20 protein-coding genes are annotated in these 20,573 nt (G+C 73.0%); 16 read left to right on the top strand and 4 right to left on the bottom strand.

Features of this window, described 5'->3' with window-relative positions; translation table 11 throughout:
* The 3 genes from hpnH (at position 1) to AB0N76_RS19735 (ending at position 4,508) form a co-directional block, all read left to right on the top strand.
* On the top strand, positions 1-1,026 hold the full coding sequence (hpnH, locus tag AB0N76_RS19745; protein ID WP_363558765.1) for an adenosyl-hopene transferase HpnH: 1,026 nt from the start codon (positions 1-3) through the stop codon (positions 1,024-1,026).
* A 70-nt stretch (positions 1,027-1,096) separates the two neighbouring features.
* On the top strand, positions 1,097-3,010 hold the full coding sequence (gene dxs / locus AB0N76_RS19740) for a 1-deoxy-D-xylulose-5-phosphate synthase (protein WP_363558764.1): 1,914 nt from the start codon (positions 1,097-1,099) through the stop codon (positions 3,008-3,010).
* Positions 3,011-3,026: 16 nt separating this feature from the next.
* Positions 3,027-4,508 carry an aspartate aminotransferase family protein gene (locus AB0N76_RS19735; RefSeq protein ID WP_363558763.1) on the top strand — a complete coding sequence of 494 codons (1,482 nt, stop codon included), beginning with the start codon at positions 3,027-3,029 and terminating at the stop codon, positions 4,506-4,508.
* Positions 4,509-4,571: 63 nt separating this feature from the next.
* Here AB0N76_RS19735 and AB0N76_RS19730 read toward each other — a convergent pair whose 3' ends face one another.
* The gene (locus AB0N76_RS19730; RefSeq protein ID WP_363558762.1) at positions 4,572-4,844 is read right to left on the bottom strand and encodes a DUF6343 family protein; all 273 of its coding nucleotides are present in this window, start codon (positions 4,842-4,844) and stop codon (positions 4,572-4,574) included.
* A 98-nt stretch (positions 4,845-4,942) separates the two neighbouring features.
* Here AB0N76_RS19730 and AB0N76_RS19725 point away from each other — a divergent pair, with 98 nt between their 5' ends.
* On the top strand, positions 4,943-5,131 hold the full coding sequence (locus AB0N76_RS19725; RefSeq protein WP_363558761.1) for an I78 family peptidase inhibitor: 189 nt from the start codon (positions 4,943-4,945) through the stop codon (positions 5,129-5,131).
* On the opposite strand, the gene AB0N76_RS19720 is transcribed toward AB0N76_RS19725, so the two are convergent.
* A complete protein-coding gene (locus AB0N76_RS19720; protein ID WP_363558760.1) occupies positions 5,082-5,888 on the bottom strand; it encodes a phosphatase PAP2 family protein in 807 nt (268 codons plus the stop codon). The genes AB0N76_RS19725 and AB0N76_RS19720 overlap by 50 nt on opposite strands.
* A gap of 232 nt (positions 5,889-6,120) precedes the next feature.
* Complete coding sequence (gene fabG / locus AB0N76_RS19715; protein WP_363558759.1) at positions 6,121-6,888, bottom strand: 3-oxoacyl-ACP reductase FabG; 768 nt, start codon at positions 6,886-6,888, stop codon at positions 6,121-6,123.
* Positions 6,889-7,465: 577 nt separating this feature from the next.
* On the opposite strand from fabG, the gene AB0N76_RS19710 reads away from it, so the two are divergent.
* Positions 7,466-8,266: a MarR family winged helix-turn-helix transcriptional regulator gene (locus tag AB0N76_RS19710; RefSeq protein WP_363558758.1), complete on the top strand. Its 801-nt coding sequence runs from the start codon at positions 7,466-7,468 to the stop codon at positions 8,264-8,266.
* Positions 8,267-8,508: 242 nt separating this feature from the next.
* Here AB0N76_RS19710 and AB0N76_RS19705 read toward each other — a convergent pair whose 3' ends face one another.
* Positions 8,509-9,372 (bottom strand): aldo/keto reductase, encoded by an 864-nt coding sequence (locus AB0N76_RS19705; RefSeq protein WP_363558757.1) that lies wholly within the window; start codon positions 9,370-9,372, stop codon positions 8,509-8,511.
* A gap of 287 nt (positions 9,373-9,659) precedes the next feature.
* On the opposite strand from AB0N76_RS19705, the gene AB0N76_RS19700 reads away from it, so the two are divergent.
* The 11 genes from AB0N76_RS19700 to AB0N76_RS19650 all read left to right on the top strand — a co-directional run bounded on the left by AB0N76_RS19700 (position 9,660) and on the right by AB0N76_RS19650 (position 20,529).
* Positions 9,660-11,432: an ABC transporter ATP-binding protein gene (locus AB0N76_RS19700; RefSeq protein ID WP_363558756.1), complete on the top strand. Its 1,773-nt coding sequence runs from the start codon at positions 9,660-9,662 to the stop codon at positions 11,430-11,432.
* A gap of 61 nt (positions 11,433-11,493) precedes the next feature.
* On the top strand, positions 11,494-13,266 hold the full coding sequence (locus AB0N76_RS19695; protein ID WP_363558755.1) for an ABC transporter ATP-binding protein: 1,773 nt from the start codon (positions 11,494-11,496) through the stop codon (positions 13,264-13,266).
* Between the two features lie 109 nt (positions 13,267-13,375).
* A complete protein-coding gene (locus tag AB0N76_RS19690; RefSeq protein ID WP_363558754.1) occupies positions 13,376-13,621 on the top strand; it encodes a LapA family protein in 246 nt (81 codons plus the stop codon).
* 101 nt (positions 13,622-13,722) lie between these two features.
* Positions 13,723-14,451 (top strand): amino acid ABC transporter ATP-binding protein, encoded by a 729-nt coding sequence (locus AB0N76_RS19685; protein WP_363558779.1) that lies wholly within the window; start codon positions 13,723-13,725, stop codon positions 14,449-14,451.
* A gap of 10 nt (positions 14,452-14,461) precedes the next feature.
* Entirely contained in the window at positions 14,462-15,349 is an 888-nt protein-coding gene (locus AB0N76_RS19680) for a glutamate ABC transporter substrate-binding protein (protein WP_363558753.1), read from the top strand.
* A gap of 15 nt (positions 15,350-15,364) precedes the next feature.
* Positions 15,365-16,009, top strand: a complete 645-nt coding sequence (locus tag AB0N76_RS19675) for an amino acid ABC transporter permease (RefSeq protein ID WP_363558752.1) — start codon at positions 15,365-15,367, stop codon at positions 16,007-16,009.
* Entirely contained in the window at positions 16,006-16,875 is an 870-nt protein-coding gene (locus tag AB0N76_RS19670) for an amino acid ABC transporter permease (RefSeq protein WP_363558751.1), read from the top strand. Before AB0N76_RS19675 ends, AB0N76_RS19670 begins: the two co-directional genes overlap by 4 nt.
* 124 nt (positions 16,876-16,999) lie before the next feature.
* On the top strand, positions 17,000-17,914 hold the full coding sequence (locus AB0N76_RS19665) for a LysR family transcriptional regulator (protein WP_363558750.1): 915 nt from the start codon (positions 17,000-17,002) through the stop codon (positions 17,912-17,914).
* Positions 17,915-18,013: 99 nt separating this feature from the next.
* Entirely contained in the window at positions 18,014-18,580 is a 567-nt protein-coding gene (locus tag AB0N76_RS19660; RefSeq protein WP_363558749.1) for a cysteine dioxygenase family protein, read from the top strand.
* Positions 18,581-18,587: 7 nt separating this feature from the next.
* Positions 18,588-19,631, top strand: a complete 1,044-nt coding sequence (locus AB0N76_RS19655; RefSeq protein ID WP_363558748.1) for a putative sulfate exporter family transporter — start codon at positions 18,588-18,590, stop codon at positions 19,629-19,631.
* A gap of 172 nt (positions 19,632-19,803) precedes the next feature.
* Positions 19,804-20,529 carry a spermidine synthase gene (locus tag AB0N76_RS19650; protein ID WP_363558747.1) on the top strand — a complete coding sequence of 242 codons (726 nt, stop codon included), beginning with the start codon at positions 19,804-19,806 and terminating at the stop codon, positions 20,527-20,529.
* Positions 20,530-20,573: the final 44 nt, after the last annotated feature.

Below are 20,573 nucleotides of genomic sequence, written 5' to 3'. Positions count from 1 at the left end.
ATGGCCATGCCGTTGCGCCAGACCGTGCGGGTCGGCACCTACCTCATGCAGCAGAAGCTCAAGCGCCGCGACAAATTCCCGCTGATCGTCGAGCTCGAACCGCTCTTCGCCTGCAACCTGGCCTGCGAGGGCTGCGGCAAGATCCAGCACCCGGCGGGCGTGCTGAAGCAGCGGATGCCGGTCGCCCAGGCGGTCGGGGCGGTCCTGGAGTCGGGCGCCCCGATGGTCTCGATCGCCGGCGGCGAGCCGCTGATGCACCCGCAGATCGACGAGATCGTCCGCCAGCTCGTCGCCCGCCGCAAGTACGTGTTCCTCTGCACCAACGCGCTGCTGCTGCGCAAGAAGCTGGACAAGTTCAAGCCCTCGCCCTACTTCACCTTCACCGTGCACATCGACGGGCTGCGCGAGCGGCACGACGCCTCGGTGGCCAAGGAGGGCACCTTCGACGAGGCGGTGGCGGCGATCAAGGAGGCCCAGCGGCGCGGCTTCCGGGTCACCACCAACTCCACCTTCTTCAACACCGACACCCCGCAGACCATCATCGACGTGCTCGACTACCTCAACGACGAGCTCAAGGTCGACGAGATGATGATCTCCCCGGCGTTCGCCTACGAGAAGGCCCCCGACCAGGAGCACTTCCTCGGCGTCGAGCAGACCCGGGACCTCTTCCGCAAGACCTTCGCCGGCGGCAACCGGCGCCGCTGGCGGCTCAACCACAGCCCGCTCTTCCTGGACTTCCTGGAGGGCAAGGTCGACTTCGAGTGCACCGCCTGGGGCATCCCCAACTACTCCCTGTTCGGCTGGCAGCGCCCCTGCTACCTGATGGCCGACGGGTACGTGCCCACCTACCGCGAACTGATCGAGAAGACCGACTGGGACAAGTACGGGCGCGGCAAGGACGCCCGCTGCTCCAACTGCATGGCGCACTGCGGCTACGAGCCCACCGCCGTCCTCGCCACCATGGGCTCCCTCAAGGAGTCGCTGCGGGCGATCACCGAGACCGTCGGCTCCAGCCGGAGCCACTGAGCGCACCCGCCGGCGGCCCGCGCCGCCGGCGGGTGCACCACCGCACCGCTCCGAGTCGTGAGGTGAACCCATGTCACTGCTCTCCAGCGTCACGTCCCCGGCGGACCTGAGATCCCTGCCGGCGGCCGAACTGCCCCGGCTCGCCGACGAGATCCGCGACTTCCTGATCGACGCCGTCACCCGGACCGGCGGCCACCTCGGCCCCAACCTCGGCGTGGTGGAGCTGACCATCGCGCTGCACCGGGTCTTCGATTCCCCGCGCGACCGGATCGTCTGGGACACCGGCCACCAGAGCTACGTCCACAAGCTGCTCACCGGCCGCCAGGACTTCTCCCGGCTGCGCTCCAAGGGCGGCCTGTCCGGCTACCCGTCCCGCGCCGAGTCCGAGCACGACCTGGTGGAGAACTCGCACGCCTCCACCGCCCTCTCCTACGCCGACGGCCTCGCCAAGGCCGCCCAGCTGCTCGGCCAGCGCGACCGGCACACCGTCGCGGTGATCGGCGACGGCGCGCTCACCGGCGGCCTCGCCTGGGAGGCGCTCAACAACATCGCCGCCGCCAAGGACCGGCCGCTGGTCATCGTCGTCAACGACAACGAGCGCTCCTACGCCCGCACCATCGGCGGCCTGGCCAACCATCTCGCCGCGCTGCGCACCACCCAGGGCTACGAACGGTTCCTGTCCTGGGGCAAGGACGCGCTGCAGCGCACCCCGGTGGTCGGCCAGCCGATCTTCGACGCGCTGCACGGGGCCAAGAAGGGCTTCAAGGACGCCTTCGCCCCGCAGGGCATGTTCGAGGACCTCGGCCTCAAGTACCTCGGGCCGATCGACGGCCACGACGTCGCCGCGCTGGAGTCCGCGCTCGCCAAGGCGCGCGGCTTCGGCGGCCCGGTGATCGTGCACTGCCTCACCGTCAAGGGCCGCGGCTACCTGCCCGCCGAACAGGACGAGGCGGACCGCTTCCACGCCGTCAACCCGATCGACCCGTACACCTGCCTGCCGATCGCGCCCAGCGGCGGCGTCTCCTGGACGTCCGTCTTCGGCGACGAGCTGCTGGCCGTCGGCGCCGAGCGGCCGGACGTGGTGGCGATCACCGCGGCGATGCTCCAGCCGGTCGGCCTGGCCAAGTTCGCCAAGGCCTACCCGGAGCGGACCTTCGACGTCGGCATCGCCGAGCAGCACGCCGTGACCAGCGCCGCCGGCCTGGCCACCGGCGGACTGCACCCGGTGGTGGCGGTGTACGCGACCTTCCTCAACCGGGCCTTCGACCAGGTGCTGATGGACGTCGCGCTGCACCGGCTGGGCGTCACCTTCGTCCTCGACCGCTCCGGCGTCACCGGGCCGGACGGCGCCTCGCACAACGGCATGTGGGACATGTCGATCCTCCAGGTCGTCCCCGGCCTGCGGCTGGCCGCCCCGCGCGACGCCGACCAGCTGCGCGCCCAGCTGCGCGAGGCGGTCGACGTCGCCGACGCCCCGACCGTGGTCCGCTTCCCCAAGGCGACCATCGGCCCGGCCGTCCCCGCGGTCGAGCGGGTCGGCGGCGTGGACGTGCTGCTGCGCACCGGGGAGCTGCCGGAGATCCTGCTGGTCGCGGTCGGCACCACGGCCGGCGCCGGGCTGGACGCGGCCCGGCTGCTGCTCGCCGAGGGGTTCACCGCGACCGTGGTCGACCCGCGCTGGGTCAAGCCGGTCGACCCGGCGCTCCCGCTGCTGGCCGCCGAGCACCGGCTGGTGGTCACCGTCGAGGACAACGGCCGCACCGGCGGCGTCGGCGCGGCGATCGCCCAGGCGCTGCGGGACGCCGACGTGGACGTCCCGGTCCGGGTGCTCGGGCTGCCGCAGGAGTTCCTGGGGCACGCCGCGCGCGGCGAGATCCTGGAGGAGACCGGCCTGACCGGGACCGGGGTCGCCGCCCAGACCGCCGCCTTCGCCAAGAACCTGCTACCGGCCCGCGGACTTCCGGACCGGGGACTACCGAAGTGAGGAGCGAACCAGCACCATGCCGGCCGACCCCGACAGCACCGACCGCCTGGACCGTCCCGAGCACCTCGACGGTCTCGACCGCCTCGACCGCCGCGCCGCCGGGGCGGACCGCGCGGAGCCGCGCTTCGACCTCGCCGCGCTGCTCGCCGAGCGCGGCGGGGAGCGGTACGAGCTGCAAGAGCGCTACCTGAACCCGCAGCTGTCGCGGATGCTGCACACCATCGGCTTCGACAAGTACTACGAGCGTGCGAAAGGGCAGTACTTCTACGACGCCGAGGGCAACGAGTACCTCGACATGCTGGCCGGTTTCGGCATCTTCGCGCTGGGCCGCCACCACCCGGTGGTCCGCTCGGCGATCCAGCAGGTGATGGACCTGGACCTGCCCGACCTGGTCCGCTTCGACTGCTCGCCGCTGCCCGGCCTGCTGGCCGAACGCCTGCTGTCGTACGCGCCCGGGCTGGACCGGGTGTTCTTCGGCAACAGCGGCACCGAGGCGGTGGAGACCGCGCTCAAGTTCGCCCGCTACGCCACCGGCCGGCGGCGGATCCTCTACGCGGACCACGCCTTCCACGGGCTCACCACCGGGTCGCTCTCGGTGAACGGCGAGAGCGGCTTCCGCAAGGGCTTCGACCCGCTGCTGCCGGACACCGCCATCCCGCTCGGCGACCTCGGGGCGCTGGCCAAGGAGCTGAAGCGCGGCGACGTCGCGGCGCTGATCGTCGAGCCGATCCAGGGCAAGGGCGTGCAGGCCGCCCCGCCCGGCTGGCTGCGGGCGGCGCAGGAGCTGCTGCACCAGCACAAGGCGCTGCTGATCTGCGACGAGGTGCAGACCGGCGTCGGCCGCACCGGCGACTTCTTCGCCTACCAGCACGAGGACGGCGTGCTGCCGGACCTGGTCTGCGCGGCCAAGGCGCTGTCCGGCGGCTACGTGCCGGTCGGCGCGACGCTCGGCAAGGGCTGGATCTTCGAGAAGGTGTACTCCTCGATGGACCGGGTGCTGGTCCACTCGGCCAGTTTCGGCTCCAACGCGCAGGCGATGGCGGCCGGGCTGGCGACCCTGGAGGTGATGCGGGACGAGCGGGTGGTGGAGAACGCCCGCAAGGTCGGCGACCACTTCCGGGAGCGGCTGGCGGCGCTGGTCGACACCTACGAGCTGCTCGCCGAGGTGCGCGGCCGCGGTCTGATGATCGGCATCGAGTTCGGTCGGCCGAAGTCGCTGAAGCTGCGGACCGGCTGGACGGCGCTGCAGGCGGCCCGCAAGGGGCTGTTCGCCCAGATGGTGGTCGTCCCGCTGCTGCAGCGGCACCGGATCCTCACCCAGGTGTCCGGCGACCACCTGGAGGTGATCAAGTTGATCCCACCGCTGATCATCACCGAGCAGGACGTCGACCGGTTCATGGACGCGTTCACCGAGGTGATGGAGGACGCCCACCGGGGGAGCGGCCTGATGTGGGACTTCGGCCGGACGCTGGTGAAGCAGGCGGTCACCAACCGCTGAGCCCGCCGCGGTGCGGGGCGGGAGGCCGGGCGGCCGGCTTCCCACCCCGCGGGAGACACCGCGTCAGAGCTCGGTCCGGCGGCGCCGGAGGACGACGACGAGATCGACGACGGCGAACAGGGTGAGGATCCCGCAGGCCACCGCGAAGCCGGTCAGCGTCCCCCGGCTCGGCGCGCCGAACGCCGGGGCGCGGGCCGCCCAGACCGCGAACCCGGCGGTGGCCAGGGCGAACAGCGGGGTGAAGGTCAGCGCGAGCAGGTAGCGCAGCTTGAGGTCACTGCGGGCGGTGGCGGGCTCGGTGCCGCTGCGCCACCGCCGCGGGGTGGTGGCGGGCATCCGAAGTCGCCTCCCGGGCCTGGCCGTTCCGCGTGGTTGTGCCGTACGGGCCGTCTACGATTCCAGCGTACGTCGGGGCAGCGAGCCGGGGAGGGGCGATGACGGAGACGGACGCGGAGGGCTACGCGGGGTTGCGGGTCGAACGGGCGGAGGAGCTGGCCCGTCGGCACGGCTGGGCCTCGGTGCGAGTACTGCCGCAGGGGTCGGCGATGACCATGGACCACCGGGAGGGGCGGCTCAACCTCGCGGTGCGCGACGGGGTGGTGGTACGCAGCTGGGAGGGGTAGCGGGGGTCCCGCCAGGCGTCGCGGGGCGGCGGGTGAGCCGTCGCTCCGCGGTGAGCACCAGTGGCTCCAGCAGCGGGAGCGAGAGCAGCACGAGCAGGCCGGCGGCCCAGCCGGCCAGCACGTCGGTCACCCAGTGGGTGCCCAGGTAGACGGTGGTGAGGCCGACCGACCAGGCGGTCGCGCCGGCCAGCAGCGCGCCCGTGCGGCGCCAGCGGACGGCCAGGTGGGCGAGCACGCCCCAGGTGACCACGGCGTTGGCGGTGTGGCCGGACGGGAATATGGTGCCGCCGGAGAAGAGCTCGGGCGAGCCGACGTAGTGGGCGTAGTGCGGGCCGAGCCGGCCGGTGACGATCTTGACCCCGCCGACCGTGAGGTTGAGCAGCAGCAGTGCCGCGCCCATGACCAGCAGCGGGCGGATCCGGCCCAGCCGGCGGGCGCGCCAGCCGAGCCAGGCGAAGGCGGCGAGGCCGGACGGGCCGCGCTGGCCGGCCACCACCCAGTCGTCCAGCAGCGGCTGCGGGCCGGGCCAGCGTTCACAGGGCCGGACCAGGCGGATCTTCCAGTCGAGGTCGACCAGGGCGGTGTCCAGCAGGACCCCGATGACGACCAGCAGGTAGACCAGCGTGGTGAGGCCCAGCAGGGCGGCCCGGCGGCGGGAGAGCGGCGGCCGGCCGGGCTCGGCGGAGGGGGGCCGTCGGCACTCGCGGCGGGTGGTCGGGTGCTCCGGCTCGACCGGCGGTTCGCTCGGCGCTTGCACGGCCGGGAGCGTACCCAGCGGGCCGGGGGGATTCCCGGGGTAATTCGGAATTCCCCGGCAAAGCCGCAGTGTGATCGCATTATGGTGCTTTGGGGACGGTCTGCCGGTGTTTTCGGATCGAATGTCCGTATGGTGTTCGTGTGCTTTTTCCCAATTCCGGGCAAAACGAACGGGGTGGGAGACCGGTCGGACCGGTTCCCACCCCGTGGTAACCCTGTGTAGGTTCGGTGCGTCAGTCGAGCGGGCCGCCGGCCACGTAGACGACCTGTCCGGAGACGAAGCCGGCGCCCTCGCTGGCGAAGAACGAGATGGTGTGCGCGACGTCCTCCGGGAGGCCGACCCGCTGCACCGGGATCTGGGTGGCGGCGGCGGCCTTGAAGTCCTCGAAGTCCATGCCCACCCGGGCGGCGGTGGCCGCGGTCATGTCGGTGGCGATGAAGCCGGGGGCGACCGCGTTGGCGGTGATGCCGAACTTGCCGAGCTCGATGGCCAGGGTCTTGGTGAAGCCCTGCAGGCCGGCCTTGGCGGCCGAGTAGTTGGCCTGGCCGCGGTTGCCCTGGGCCGAGGAGGAGGACAGGTTGACGATCCGGCCGAAACCGGCGTCGACCATGTGCTTCTGCACCGCGCGGGTCATCAGGAAGGCGCCGCGCAGGTGCACGTTCATGACCGTGTCCCAGTCGGATTCGGTCATCTTGAAGAGCAGGTTGTCGCGCAGGACGCCCGCGTTGTTGACGAGGACGACCGGGGCGCCGAGTTCGGCGACGATCCGGTCGACCGCGGCCTCCACCTGGGCGGCGTCCGAGACGTCGGCGCCGACGGCGATGGCCCGGCCGCCGGCGGCGGTGATCCGCTCGACGGTCTCCCGGCCGGCCGACTCCACCAGGTCGAGGACGGCAACGGCGTAGCCGTCGGCGGCCAGCCGGACGGCGGTGGCGGCGCCCAGGCCGCGCGCCGCGCCGGTGACGACGGCGACCCTGGTGGCGGTGGTCTGCTCGGTCATGCTCGGTCTCGTCTCTCTCGGAGTCTCTCGGAGCCTCTTCGGATGTGCCCGGTGGCTTCGGCGGCCTGCGCGTTCCCAGCGTTCTCCCAGGGAGTACCCGGGGAGTTCCCCGGAACCGGAGGGCCGGTTTCGGACCGGTTCGGGCGGGCGGTCCGGTCGAGGTGGCCATACCCTACCCGCGAGTAGGGGGTGCGGCCAGGACCGAAGGCGCAGGTGACCGAGGGTAAGGACCGACCGGTCGGCTTTCTCCTGCGAACGGGTTACCGACGGGTCGGCTCGGCGCGTAAATATGCCAATGTTGCCGAACCTGCGTCTACTATCCGCCCCTGCCTGCCAGCGAGGGCCCGCCGTTTGTATAGTGTCCGCCAGCAGCCACCGGCTGCACGGCTGGAGCGTTCTCCCTCACAGCGGGACGCCCACTCGCCGTTACTGCCCCACCCGGGTGTCCCACACACACCGGGTGTGACATCGGGACGGATACATGGTGCTGGGGGAGATCCCGACGACCCGTGTGTCCGCGCGACTGCAGCAGTCGCCCGGACACCTCATCCGCGTTGCACAGCAGGTCCACACCCGGTTGTGGTCCGAACACGTCGGAGCCGATCTCACGGCTCCGCAGTTCGCCGTGCTGCTGGTCCTCGCCCTCGAACCGGGCGCTGACCAGCGGACGGTGGGCGAGCGTGCCTCGCTCGACAAGGCCACGATGGCCGAGATGGTCGCCCGGCTGGTCCGGCGCGGCCTGGTGCTTCGGCGCCGAGACCCGGCCGACGGCCGGCGCAAGCTGCTCGCTCTCTCGCAGAGCGGCGCCCAGGCCGTGCGTGAGGCCACCGGCGGAGTGGTCCGCGTGCAGCGCACGCTCTTCGAGCCGCTCACTCCGGAGGAGCAGCTGGAGATCGTCCGGGTGATGGCCAAGATAGCCAGACTGGAACCGGCTCAGGTCGCGGTCCTCACGGACGCGCGGCCGATGCTGGACGCCCAGCGGGCGATCGGCTACCTCATCCGGGTGAGCCAGCAGGTGCACACCAAGCTCTGGTCCGAGCACGTCGGTTCGGAGCTGACGGCGCCGCAGTACGCGGTGCTGGACGCCCTCGAACTCGAGCCGGGCGCCGACCAGCGCACGGTCGGCGAGCTGGCCTCGCTGGACAAGGCCACGATGGCCGAGATGGTCAGCCGGCTGGTCCGGCGCGGCCTGGTCCAGCGTCGCCGTGACCCCTCGGACGGGCGGCGCAACCTGCTGTCGCTCTCGCCGGCGGGTCAGGACCTGCTGCACCGCTCGGCCGCGGGCGTGGCCCAGGTCCAGCGGCTGCTGCTGGACCCGCTGGAGGAGCACGAGCACGAGGCCGCGCTCGCGCTGATCGCCAAGGCGGCCAGGCTCTAGGCCCCGTGCCGCGAGTACAAGCCAAAACGATTCGCCAGGCGACCGACGGTTGACCGAAGCGGACCGGTAGCGGTTCGTGTGGACCGGTGACGGTTCGTACGGGTCAACACGGTGAAGGCCGTCCTCCCCACCGGGAGGGCGGCCTTCACCGTTGCCGCGGGCCGGTCAGCGGCGTGACCGGTCGGTCACCGCTGCCGCGCGGCGTTGACGCCGGTCCGGCCCGTCGGGGCCGGCGGGGGCGGTCAGTTCCAGTCGAAGTCCTGCGGGTCCGGGCCGATCCGGGTGCCGGTGGCGACACCGGCGATCGCGGCCAGGTCCTCGGCGTCCAGCTCGAAGCCGGCGACGTCCAGGTTCTCCTTGATCCGGGACGGGGTGACCGACTTCGGGATCGCGATGACGCCGCTCTGCAGGTGCCAGCGCAGCACCACCTGGGCGACGGTGCGGCCGTGCTTCTCGGCGATCCGGACCAGCGCCGGCTCGCCGAGCAGCTCCTTGCCCTGGCCCAGCGGGCTCCACGCCTCGGTGGCGATCCCGTGCTCGGCGTGGAAGGCGCGCAGCTCCTCCTGCGGGAAGTACGGGTGCAGCTCGACCTGGTTCAGCACCGGGACGACCGAGGACTCCTCGATCAGCCGGGTGAGCTGCTGCGGTCCGAAGTTGGAGACGCCGATCGACTTGACCCGGCCGTCGGCGAGCAGCTGCTCCAGCGCCTTCCAGACGTTGGGGTAGCTGCCGTGCATCGGGCGCGGCCAGTGGATCAGGTAGAGGTCGAGGTAGTCGAGGCCGAGGCGGTCCAGCGAGGCGTCGAACTCGCGCAGCACCGCGTCGCGGCCCTGCTCGCCGGTCCAGTCGCGGGTGCCGGAGTTCCACAGCTTGGTGGTGATGTAGAGGTCCTCGCGGGCCAGGCCGCCGGCCAGGGCCTCGGTGACCGCCTGGCCGGTGCCGGCCTCGTTCTCGTAGATCGCCGCGGTGTCGATCGACCGGTAGCCGGCCTCGATCGCCGAGCGGACGGCGGCGGTGGCCTCCGCGTCCGGCACCTGCCAGACCCCGAAGCCGAGCTGGGGGATCTGCGAGCCGTCGTTGAGCGTGACGTTGGGGATGTTGCTCACGGAAGGAGTGCCCTCTCCTGGTCGTCCTTGGGTTCCGATGGGGCAACCGGCGGGGTGCCCGGAAATGTTCCCGATCGGGGAAAGAATTTTCCTACGCCTGGTACCGGCGCGTGCACAAGCGTACGGGGTGGGCGGGCGGTGGCGGGGCCGCGGCTCGGAAAACCTGTTGCGTAGGTCACATCCGGGTTGGCAGGCTCGCTGCCATGACCTCCTGACCAAGCCGCGGCCGTGACTCTGCCGACCGCCCCCCGCGTCCCTCCGTCCGCATCGCCCCGCAACGGAGCGTCATGCTGCTCGCAACCCTCCCCCTGGCCGATCCCGGCCGTCCCGAACTCTCCTCCCCGCTCGGCTTCCTGCGCTGGCTCCAGCGCGGCCAGCGGCGCGGGCAGGTGCTCGCCACCTGCTGGTCGCTGCTGGAGATGGGCTGTCAGGCCGCCCTGCCCGTCCCGGTCGGACTCGGCGTCCAGGCCGCCGTGGACGGGGACGCCGACGCCCTGTGGCGGGCCGGCGCGCTCGCCCTGGCACTGGCCGCGGTGTCCGCGCTCGGCACCGTCCTGCTGCACCGGCAGGCGGTCTGGAACTGGATCCACGCCGCCACCCAGGTCCGCCAGCTGGTGGCCAGACAGGCCTCCCACCTGGGCGCCGGGCTCTCCCGGCGGATCGCCACCGGCGAGATCGTGGCGGTCGGCAGCGGGGATGTCGAGAAGATCGGCTGGTACGTCGAGCTGATCGCCCGGCTGCGCGGCGCGGTCGTCGTCTGGCTGGCGGTCAGCGCGGCGGTGCTGGCCACCGAGCCGGTCCTCGGGCTGGCCGTGCTGCTCGGCGTGCCGGTGCTCGCGGCCTCGGTCTGGCCGCTGCTCGGCCCCTTCGAACGGCGCTACACGGAGCAGCGCGAGCTCGGCGGCAAGGCCACCGAGCTGGCCGCCGACACGGTGGCCGGGCTCCGCGTGCTGCGCGGCATCGGCGGCGAGGAGCTGTTCCTCGACCGCTACCGGGCCGCGTCCCAGAAGGTGCGCGCCGCGGCCGTCCGCTCGGCCCGGATCTGGTCCCTGATGCAGGCCCAGCAGGTGCTGCTGCCCGGCCTGTTCGTGGTCGGCATCACCTGGTACGGCGCCCGGCTGGCGGCCACCGGGCGGATCTCGGTCGGCACCCTGATCGCCGTCTACGGCGCGACGGCCTTCCTGGCGGCGCCGTTGCGGATCCTCGGCGAGGCGGCCCACGCCTGGAGCGTGGCCCGGGTCTCGGCCGGGCGGGCCGTCCGGGTGCTCTCGCTGGAGCGGACCGGCGGCGGCGAGGACGCGGTGCTGACCGGGCCCGCGCAGTCCGACCTGTTCGACCCGGTCACCGGGCTGACCGCGCGGGCGGGCGAGCTGACCGCGGTGGTCTGCGGCGACCCGGACTTCGCCGGCGCGCTGGCCGAGCGGCTCGGCGGGCACGTCCCGGTGGCCGAGGGCGAGCGGCCGGGGCCGTCCGTCCGGCTCGGCGGGACGGAGCTGGACGGCGTGCCGCTGGCCGAGGCACGGGCCGCCGTGCTGGTGCACGACAAGGAGCCGGTGCTGCTCTCCGGCACCCTGGCGGCGCTGTTCGACGTCCCCGCCTCCGGCCGGGTCGGGCCGGCCGAGGCGCTCGCCGCCGCCCGGGCGGAGGACGTGCTGGCGGCGCTGGTGGCCGGGGGCTCGACTTCCGAGGGGGACCCGATGGCGGCGGAGATCACCGAGCGGGGGCGGTCGCTCTCGGGCGGGCAGCGGCAGCGGCTGGCGCTGGCCCGTTCGCTGCTGGCCGACCCGCCGGTGCTGGTGCTGGACGAGCCGACCAGCGCGGTCGACGCGCACACCGAGTCCCGGATCGCCGGCGGGCTGCGGCAGAACCGCCGGGGGCGCACCACGGTCGTCCTCGCCACCAGTCCGCTGCTGCTCGACCAGGCGGACCGGGTGGTGCTGGTCCGCGACGGGCGGGCGGTCGCGGCCGGAAGCCACCGGGAGCTGATGCGGACCGAACCCGCCTACCGGGCGGTGGTCACCCGCGAGGAGGAGCCGGTGCCGACGGGGGAGCCGGCATGAGGCCGCGAAACCACCGCCCGCGCACCCGAGCCGACGTCCGAGCCCAGTCGAGGAGCACGTCATGAAGCCCCCCGTCCAACAGGAGCAGGGGCCGGCCACCACCCTGCCGGTCGGCTCCCCGGCCGCCGTGCGCGGGTACCTGCGGCTGCTGGCCCGGCGCCACCGGGGCGCCTTCGGCGCGGTGGTCGGCCTGCACTCGGTGGCCACCGTGGCCGGGCTGGTCGGGCCGTGGGTGCTCGGCACCCTGGTCGAGTCGCTGGCCACCGGCACCGCCGGGGCCACCATCACGGTGGCCGTCGCCTGGTACCTGCTCGCGCTGGCGGTGCAGTCCGCGTTCACCTGGTGGTCGCGGCTGCGCGGCAGCATCCTCGGCGAGCGGGTGCTGGCCGACCTGCGCGAGGACTTCCTGGTCCGCTCGGTGGCGCTGCCCACCGGCGTGCTGGAGCGGGCCGGCACCGGCGACCTCGTCTCCCGCGGCACCACCGACATCGACCGGCTGGACAAGTCGGTCCGCGAGGCGGTGCCCGAGCTGGCGGTAGCGGTCGTCTCGCTGCTGCTGGTGCTGGGCGCGCTGGTGGTCACCTCGCCGCTGCTCGCGCTCACCTCGCTGATCGGCCTGCCGCTGCTGCTGGCCTCCTCCCGCTGGTACTTCCGGCGGGCCCCGCAGTCCTACCGGAACGAGTCGGCCGGGTACGCGGCGGTCAACGCGGTGCTGGCCGAGACGGTGGACGCGGGCCGGACGGTCGAGGCGCTGCGGCTGGGCGAGCAGCGGGTCCGGCTGACCGACCGCAAGCTGGCGGAGTGGATCGCCTGGGAGCGGTACACGCTCTGGCTGCGCTCGGCCTGGTTCCCGACCATCGACGCGGTGTACACGCTGGCGGTGCTCGGTCCGCTGGTGCTCGGCGGGCTGTTCGCCGTCCGGGGCTGGATCACCGTGGGCCAGCTGACCACCGGGGTGCTGTACGCCCAGGCGCTTGTCGCCCCGGTCGACCTGATCCTGCGCTGGTACGACGAGCTGCAGATCGGGCAGGCCTCGCTGGCCCGGCTGGTCGGCGTGCGCGAGGTACCGGCGGCGGAGGGCGACGAGGAGGTCCGGCCGGACGGCCGGCGGGTCGAGGCGCGGGAGGTCCGGTTCGGCTACCGCGAGGGCGCCGACGTGCTGCACGGCATCAGCCTGGACGTCGCCCCGGGCAGCCGGGTGGCGCTGGTCGGGCCGTCCGGGGCGGGCAAGTCCACCCTGGGCCGGCTGCTCGCCGGGATCTACGCGCCCGGCCGGGGCAGCGTGACGCTCGGCGGGGCGGCGCTGGCGCGGATGCCGGCCGAGCGGGTGCGCGCCGAGGTCGCGCTGGTCAACCAGGAGCACCACGTCTTCGTCGGCACGCTCCGGGACAACCTGCGGCTGGCCGCGCCCGACGCCGACGACACCGAGCTGCGCGGCGCGCTGGACGCGGTGGACGCCGGGGAGTGGGTGGACGCGCTGCCGGCCGGGCTGGACACCGAGGTCGGTTCGGGCGGCGCCGCGCTGACCCCGCCGCAGGCGCAGCAGCTGGCGCTGGCCCGGCTGGTGCTGGCCGACCCGCACACCCTGGTGCTGGACGAGGCCACCTCGCTGCTGGACCCGCGGGCCGCCCGGCACCTGGAGCGTTCGCTCTCCCGGGTGCTGGAGGGCCGGACGGTGATCGCCATCGCGCACCGGCTGCACACCGCGCACGACGCGGACGTGATCGCGGTGGTGGAGGACGGGCGGATCAGCGAGTACGGGCCGCATCCCGAGCTGGTGGCGGCGGGCGGGCCGTACGCGGCGCTCTGGCGGTCCTGGCGGGACGAACGGTGAGCCCGCACCGGGACGAGCGGTAAACCCGCGCGGGGCCGCGTTGCCCCGTGCGGGTTACTCCCGGGCGCGTACCCGGGCAAACCCCGTCAATCGCCCGCAGACTGCACGGGTGACCAAGATTTCGGACGGTTCGTCCGGTTCCAAGCGCAGTGAGATCGGTGGGGTCCCGACCCGGTACATCGGGATCGGCGTCATCGTCGTCCTGGCGGTGTGGTTCCTGTTCGCCAACCTCGACAAGGTGAAGATCCAGTTCTGGGTGTTCACGGTGACCGCGCCGCTCTGGATCGCCCTGCTGGCCACGCTGCTCGCCGGTGGCGCGCTCGGCTGGCTGCTGAAGGGGCGGCGCGGACGGTGAGCGCGGCCGCCGAGCCCCCGTCCGCCCAGCCTCCCTCCGCCGCCCAGCCTCCGTCCGCCGCCGCGCCCCAGCCGCCGCCCGGTCCCGGCGGCTTCACGCCGCTGATCGAGCTGCGCGGCGTCAACAAGCACTTCGGGGCGCTGCACGTGCTGCAGGACATCGAGCTGACGATCGGCCGGGGCGAGGTGGTGGTGGTGATCGGGCCGTCCGGCTCCGGCAAGTCCACCCTGTGCCGGGCGATCAACCGGCTGGAGCCGATCGAGTCCGGATCCATCGTGATCGACGGCGAGCCGCTGCCCGCCGAGGGCAAGGGCCTGGCCCGGCTGCGGGCCGAGGTCGGGATGGTGTTCCAGTCCTTCAACCTGTTCGCGCACAAGACCGTGCTGCAGAACGTCTCGCTGGCGCAGATCAAGGTGCGCGGGCGTGGCAAGGCGGAGGCGGACGCCAAGTCCCGGGCGCTGCTGGAGCGGGTCGGGCTGGTCGGGCAGGCGGACAAGTACCCGGCCCAGCTGTCCGGCGGCCAGCAGCAGCGGGTGGCGATCGCCCGGGCGCTGGCGATGGACCCCAAGGCGCTGCTGTTCGACGAGCCGACCTCGGCACTCGACCCCGAGATGATCAACGAGGTGCTGGACGTGATGCGCGCGCTGGCGCACGAGGGCATGACCATGGTCGTGGTGACCCACGAGATGGGCTTCGCCCGCGCCTCCGCCAACCGGGTGGTGTTCATGGCCGACGGGCGGATCGTCGAGGACCGCGCCCCGGAGGAGTTCTTCGGCGCCCCGGAGAGCGAGCGGGCCCGGGACTTCCTCTCCAAGATCCTGAAGCACTGAGGCCGGGCCCGTGAAGAGGATCGTGACCGCCGCGGCCGTCGCCGTGCTGCTGGCCGGCTGCGGCAAGGCCGGCACCCCGCCGCCCAAGGGGCCGCAGCCCAGTTCGCTGCCCAGCTACCAGGTGGCGAGCGGCCCCGCCGTCACCGGCTCGCCGACCCTGGACGCGGCCCGCGGCCGGGGCCGCCTGGTGGTCGGCGCCAAGGAGGACCAGCCCTACCTGGGGCAGAAGAACCCGGCGACCGGGCAGTACTCCGGCTTCGACATCGAGATCGCCAAGATGCTCGCCGCCGACCTCGGCTTCGGCCCGGACCGGATCGAGTTCAAGACCATCGCCTCGGCCAACCGCGAGACCGCGCTGCAGAACGGCCAGGTCGACTACTACGTCGGCACCTACACCATCAACGACAACCGCAAGAAGCTGGTCGGCTTCGCCGGCCCGTACTTCCTGGCCGGCCAGTCGCTGCTGGTCCGCAAGAACGACAAGGCCATCAACGGGCCGCAGGACCTGGACGGCAAGAAGGTCTGCTCGGCGGCCGGCTCCACCCCGTACCAGCGGATCCAGAAGCAGTACCCGAAGGCCAGGCTGATCGGCTACGACACCTACTCGGCCTGCGTGGACAACCTGATCACCTCCCAGGTGGACACCGTCACCACCGACAACACGATCCTGATGGGCTACGCGGCCAAGGTGCCGGACGAGCTCAAGGTGGTCGGGCCGCTGTTCTCCCAGGAGCCGTACGGGATCGGCACGCCGAAGAACGACACCGTGCTGCGCGGGGCGCTCAACGACGCGCTGGCGCACCACGAGGAGAACGGCGACTGGAAGAAGGCGTACGACGCGACCCTCGGCCTCTCCGGGGTGCCCGCGCCGGCCCCGCCGCCGATCGACCGGTACTGAGAGGGGGACCCGGCTGTGAAAACGCTGACCGACAACTGGTCGACCTACTGGGACGGCTTCCTCGGCACCCTCTCGCTGTTCGCGGTGAGCGCGGTGCTGTCGCTGGTGCTCGGGGTGCTGATGGCGAGCTTCCGGGTGTCGCCGGTGAAGCCGCTGCGGGTGTTCGGGACGACCTGGGTGACCCTGCTGCGCAACACCCCGCTGACGCTGCTCTTCTTCATCGTCGTGCTGGGGCTGCCGCGGTTCGACATCACCCTGCCGTTCTTCACCTTCGCGGTGCTCGCGCTCGGCTGCTACACCTCGGCGTTCGTCTGCGAGGCGATGCGCGCGGGCGTCAACACGGTGCCGCTCGGGCAGGGCGAGGCGGCCCGCAGCCTGGGCATGACCTTCGGCCAGACGATGGGGCTGGTGGTGCTGCCGCAGGCGTACCGGTCGGTGGTGGCGCCGATCGGCAGCGTGATGATCGCGCTGGCGAAGAACACCGCGATCGCCGGCTCGTTCAGCGTGACCGAGCTGCTCGGCACCTACCGGACCATCAACGAGCTCGGCTACAGCATCGTCTGGACCTTCGTCTGGATCGCCGTCGGCTACCTGATCATCACCCTGGCCATCAGCGCCGTGTTCAACGTGCTGGAACGACGAATGGCGGTGTCGCGATGACGGTGGAGTCCTCGGCGCTCTACGACATCCCCGGCCCGAAGGCGCTCGCCCGGCACCGGCTGTACGGCTGGATCGCGCTGCTGGCGATCGCCGCGCTGCTCGGCTGGATCGTCTACATGCTCTTCCACACCCACCAGTTCACCGAGTCCAAGTGGCTGGCCTTCGAGTACGAGGGCGTCCAGGACCTGCTGCTGCGCGGGCTGGCCAACACCCTCAAGGCCTTCGGCTGGACGGTGCTGTTCGCGCTGCCGTTCGGCGCGCTGTTCGCCGCCGGGCGGCTCTCCGACCACCGGGTGGTGCGCTGGCTCTCCACCCTGGTGGTGGAGTTCTTCCGGGCCATGCCGCTGCTGGTGATGATCTTCTTCATCTTCGTGGCGCTCAAGGTCGAGCCGCTCTGGGCGCTGGTGGCCGGGCTGGTCCTCTACAACGGCTCGGTGCTCGCCGAGGTGTTCCGGGCCGGAGTGCTGGCGGTGCCCAAGGGCCAGAAGGAGGCCGCCTTCGCGCTCGGCCTGCGCAAGACCCAGGTGATGGCGTACGTGCTGGTGCCGCAGGCCAACCGGGCGATGCTGCCGGCGATCATCAGCCAGCTGGTGGTGGCGCTCAAGGACACCTCGCTGGGCTTCCTGATCACCTACGAGGAGTTCCTGCACGCGGGCAAGCTGATCGCCACCAACCTGGACTACGACCTGCCGTTCATCCCGGTGGTGATGGTGATCGCGCCGATCTACATCGGGATGTGCCTGCTGCTCTCCTGGTTCGCCCGCTGGGTCGAGCGGCGCAGCCGGCGCAGCCCGAGCGTGCGGGGCGGGGCGCCGGTGGCCAGCGCCGAGGTGTCGATGGGGCTGCCGCCCGCCGCCCAGCGGTAGCGCCGGTCGGCCGTGGGACGTGTGGTTCGGGGGTAAACCATAGGTTCAGGCGGGATCGGGCTCGATACCTCCAAACTCTGCTTATGATTGCCGGACAGTGGCACGGCGGCCGGGCGGAGGGGCAGTGGAGCCGGTATTCGACTCACGGCACATCAGGACCTTCCACGAGGTCGTCCGGGCCGGCTCCTACTCGGCGGCCGCCCGCGAACTCGGCTACACCCAGCCCGCCATCACCCAGCAGATGAAGGCCCTGGAGCGGACCGTCGGACTGCCGCTGTTCACCCGGGCCGGGCGCGGGCTGCGGCTCACCGAGGCCGGCGAGGCGCTCGCCCGGCACGCCGAGCAGATCCTCGGCAGCCTCTCCGCCGCCCAGCAGCAGCTCGCCGCGCTGTCCCGGCTGCGGGCCGGCCGGGTCCGGGTCTGCGCCTTCCCCAGCGCCAACGCCACCCTGATCCCGGAGGCGATGGCCCGGCTGCTCGCCGAGCACCCCGGCGTCCGGGTCGAACTGCTGGAGGCCGAGCCGCCGGACTCGGTCCAGCGGCTGCTGCGTGGGGAGTGCGACATCGCGCTGGCCTTCCGTTATCCGGGCGCGACCGCCGAGGTCCCGGACGGCCTGGACGAGATCCCGCTGATGGAGGATCTGCTGACGGTGCTGCTCCCGGTCGGCCACCCGCTCGGCCGCCGGCACGCCGTCCGGCTGGCCGACCTCGACGGCGAGCGCTGGATCGCGGGCTGTCCGCGCTGCCGGGCCAACCTGCTGCACGTCTGCGCCGAGGAGGGGTTCGCCCCCGACATCGTGTTCTCCACCGACGACAACCTCGCCGTGCAGAGCCTGGTCGCCGCCGGGGTCGGGATAGCCCTGATGCCCGCGCTGGTGCTCTCCTTCATGTGCCACCGCAAGGTCACCGGCCGGGCCGTCGAACCGCACCTGCGGCGCCAGGTCAGCGCGTACGTGCTCCGCGAGCACCGACGGATCCCGGCGACCGCGCTGGTCCTGGACCACCTGCGGCAGGCCGCCGCCACCCGGGTCGGCTGCTGAGCGCCCGGCGCCTCCCGCGCTGATTCATAAGCGGTGATTGGGGGAGCGCGAAAGAACCCTCCTTGGACGTGATAGGTCGGCCGGGGCGAACCTGCTCCCATGACAACGACAGCCACGGTCGGCAGCGACCGGCTCACCGAGCGTATGACCGCCCTCGTCGGCGAGATCCGCGCGGTCGTGGACCGCGGCCTGCCGCCGGAACTCACCGCCTACCTGGTCGGCGAACGCCTCGCCCCGCACCTCGGCGACGCCGAGCTGCTCACCGCCGAGCAGTGCGAGGGCGACCCGGAGCGCTACCGCCAGCACGTCCTGCACGCCGAGCACGACGGCTCCTTCTCCGTCGTCGCCCTGGTCTGGCTGCCCGGGCAGCGCACCCCGATCCACGACCACGTCTCCTGGTGCGTGGCCGGCGTCCACCAGGGCCAGGAGAGCGAGACCCGCTACCGGCTGGTCTCCGACGGCCGCACCGCCCACCTGGTCGAGACCGAGCACGTGGTCGGCCCGGCCGGCACCGTCGCCGCCTTCGCCCCGCCCGGCGACATCCACCTCGTCCGCAACGCCTGCGACTCCACCGCCATCTCCATCCACGTGTACGGCGCCGACGTCGCCCGGCTCGGCACCAGCATCCGGCGGGTCTACCGGCTGCCCGCCGGCGACCAGCGGTGAGCCCCGCATGGCACTGACCGTCCGGGAGCGCCGGGTCCGCACCCGCACCCTGCCCCCACTCGGCGGGGACACCCCCGGCCTGCTGCTCGCCGCCCTCGGGGTGGCCGCCGCGGTGGCCGTCCACCAGGCCGTCCCCGCCGTGCCCAAGCTCACCGCCGCCGTCGTCCTCGGCGTGGCCGCCGCCCACCTGCCGGGCCTGCGCCCGGTGGTCCGCGGCGTCGCCAAACCCGGGCTCTCCACGGCCGGCAAGCGGCTGATGCGGATCGGCATCGTGCTGCTCGGCCTCAAGCTCAGCCTGGACGACGTGCTCGGCCTCGGCTGGGCCACCGTCGCGATGGTGCTCGCCGTCGTCACCGCCACCTTCGCCGGGACCTACTGGCTCGGGCGGCGGCTCGGCCTGCCGGGCGACCAGCCGCTGCTGATCGCCACCGGCTACTCGATCTGCGGCGCCTCGGCGATCGGCGCCGTCAGCCAGGCCGCCGGCAGCGAGGAGGAGGACGTCGCCTCCTCGGTCGCCCTGGTCACCCTCTGCGGCACCCTGGCGATCGCCGTGCTGCCGCTGCTCCAGCACCCGCTCGGGCTGGACCCGAGCGGCTTCGGGCGCTGGGTCGGCGCCAGCGTGCACGACGTCGGTCAGGTGGTCGCCACCGCGCAGACCGGCGGCGCGGGCGCGCTGCGCGAGGCGGTGCTGGTCAAGCTGATGCGGGTGGTGCTGCTCGCCCCGCTGGTGGCCGGGGTCGCGGTGGCCGTCCGGCGCTCGCGGACCCGGAGCGGCAGGACGACCGGCAAGCGGCCGCCGCTGCTGCCGCTGTTCGTCGCCGGCTTCCTGGCGATGATCGCGCTGCGCACCACCGGGGTGCTGCCCGAGCGGACGCTCGCCCTGGCCGGGGACGCCCAGGAACTGCTGCTCGCGGCCGCGCTGTTCGGGCTCGGCAGCGCCGTCCACCTGCCGACGATGGTGCGCACCGGCGGACGGATCGCGCTGCTCGGGCTCGGCTCCTGGGTGATGGTGGCCGGGGTCTCGTACCTCGGGGTGCTGGTCACCACCTGAGCGCTCGGCGCCGGCGGCACACGTGACGCGGCCCACCCGGGGGTGGGCCCGTCTCGGCTATTGTCGGGCGGGTGGTCCGTCGGCCCGGCGGCGCACCGCAGCGTCGGCGCGTCGTTCGTCGGCCACCGCACCCGAGCACCCGTGTACCCGAGCACCGCAGAGGAAGCACCGCATGTCCACCGCACTGCCCGAACGGGACGGTCTCGGCGCCGTCGTCACGCTCGACCGGCGCGAGGGCCCCTTCGGGGAGGTGGTGCTGCGCCGGCGCGGGCGGGACTTCGAGATCATCGCCAACGGCTGCTTCCTGATGGACACCGCCGACGGGCGGTCCGAGCGGCTGCTGATCCAGGCGGCGCTGGACGAGCTGGACCGGGCCGGCGCGGCGGCCGGCACCGGCGCGCCGGAGCGGCCGGCGGTGCTGATCGGCGGCCTGGGCGTCGGCTTCTCGCTGGCCTACGCGGCGGCCGAGCCGCGCTGGGGGCGGATCGCCGTGGTCGAGCGCGAGAACGCGATCATCGAGTGGCACCGGACCGGCCCGCTGGCCGCCTTCTCGGCGGGCGCGCTGGAGGACGGCCGGGTCGAGGTGCTGCACACCGACCTGCTGGAGTACCTGGCGGCCGCCGACGGCGCCCGCTACCACGCGCTCTGCCTGGACATCGACAACGGCCCGGACTGGACCGTCACCGACTCCAACGCCGGGCTGTACGGCGCGGACGGGCTCGCCGTGCTCTGGCACCGGCTGGAGCCGGGCGGGGTGCTGGCGGTGTGGAGCGCGCAGCCGTCGCGGGCCTTCGAGGAGGCGCTGCGGGCGGCCGGCTTCTCCGACGTGGTCACCCACGAGGTCCCGGTGGCCCGGGGCGTGCCGGACGTCGTGCACCTGGCCCGCCGCGCGCTCTGATTCCGCCGAGCGCGCGACGGGCCGGGTGGTCCGGACCGATCGGT

This window comes from Kitasatospora sp. NPDC093806, assembly GCF_040683335.1.
Lineage (GTDB): Bacteria > Actinomycetota > Actinomycetes > Streptomycetales > Streptomycetaceae > Kitasatospora.
The sequence above is the reverse complement of the archived record's forward strand: the minus strand, read 5'-3'. Positions and strand labels throughout refer to the sequence as shown.